This is a genomic window from Sphingoaurantiacus capsulatus (assembly GCF_042648405.1).
GTDB classification, from domain to species: Bacteria; Pseudomonadota; Alphaproteobacteria; order Sphingomonadales; family Sphingomonadaceae; genus Sphingoaurantiacus; species Sphingoaurantiacus capsulatus.
Genome location: NZ_JBHRXV010000021.1, coordinates 1 through 1,205 on the forward strand (window position 1 = coordinate 1; position 1,205 = coordinate 1,205).

At 67.2% G+C, this 1,205-nt stretch carries 1 protein-coding gene and 1 pseudogene; both read left to right on the forward strand.

What is annotated here, in order from left to right; all coding sequences use genetic code 11:
• Positions 1 to 330, forward strand: a pseudogene (locus ACFOMD_RS18365) (acyl CoA--acetate/3-ketoacid CoA transferase subunit alpha); the annotation flags it as partial.
• An 11-nt stretch (positions 331 to 341) separates the two neighbouring features.
• Entirely contained in the window at positions 342 to 1,136 is a 795-nt protein-coding gene (locus tag ACFOMD_RS18370) for a CoA-transferase subunit beta (RefSeq protein ID WP_380864278.1), read from the forward strand.
• Positions 1,137 to 1,205 lie beyond the last annotated feature (69 nt).

Below are 1,205 nucleotides of genomic sequence, written 5' to 3' on the forward strand. Positions count from 1 at the left end.
GAGCTGATGGCGCGTGCCGCCGACAAGGTGATCGTGCAGGCGGAGCAGATCGTCGACACCGAAGGCCTCGGCTTCCCCGAAAACTTCCGCTTCCAGCCCTTCGAGCGCAGCATCGTCACGCAGGTGGTGCACGCCCCCTATGGCGCGCATCCCACCGGCGGCGGCTTCGATTACGGCATCGATCTGGCGCATCTGAAGACCTATTCCGGCTCGGTCGGCGACGCCTGGCCCGACTATCGCACCCGCTATGTCGAGGTCTCGCCCGAGGCCTATCTCGACGCCGTCGGCGGCGCCGATCACGTCCGCGCGCTCGCGCCGGCGATCTACTGAGGAGGCGGGCGATGACCGACACCTATAGCCTTGCCGACCTCTGCATCGTCGCCGCCGCCGAAGCCTGGCGCCATGACGGCGAAGTGCTCGCGACCGGCATCACCCTGCTGCCGCGCCTTGCCGCCAGCCTCGCCAAGCTCAGCATCAACCCGGCGCTGATGATGACCGACGGCGAGAACAGCTTCGTCGAGGAGCCGGTCCCGGTCGGGCCGCGCGGCGTCTACAAGATGAAGCCCGAAGGCTGGGCGCCCTATGCGCGCACCTTCGACAATCTATGGGGCGGCAAGCGCCACGCCTTCGTCGCGCCCGTGCAGATCGACCGCTTCGGCCAGACCAACATCAGCGTGGTCGGTTCGCATACGAAGCCGAAGGCGCAGATGCTCGGCGCGCGCGGCTTTCCGGGGAACAGTGTTCACCACCAGAACAGCTACTTCTTCCCCAGCCACAACCGCCGTGCCTTCGTCGAGGGCGAAGTCGATTTCGTGTGCAGCGCCGGCTACAACCGCGCGCGCTGGCTGGACGGGCGCAAGCCGCTCGGTCTCGACCTCCGCCTGATCGTCACCGACCTCTGCGTGATGGACTTCGGCGGCCCCGACCATGCGATCCGGCTGGTGTCGCTGCACCCCGGCATCAGCGTCGAGCAGGTGCAAGCCGCGACCGGTTTCGATATCGTCGTCGAAGGAACGCCAGGTACGACGCCGCCTCCCACACCGGAACAGCTTGCCATCATCGCCACGCTCGACCCTCATGGCCAGCGCAAGAGCGTCTTTGCCGGCGACCCGCCGGGCGACAGGAGGGCTGCATGACCGACAAGCTGGTCGAGCCGAAGCAGGTCGACATCACCTACGAGACCGACGAGCCGGTCCTCTACCGGA

What these genes read in the sequence shown, in the direction of transcription:
- ACFOMD_RS18370 (WP_380864278.1), top strand. Translation starts at nt 342, where the DNA reads ATGACCGACACCTATAGCCTTGCCGACCTCTGCATCGTCGCCGCCGCC.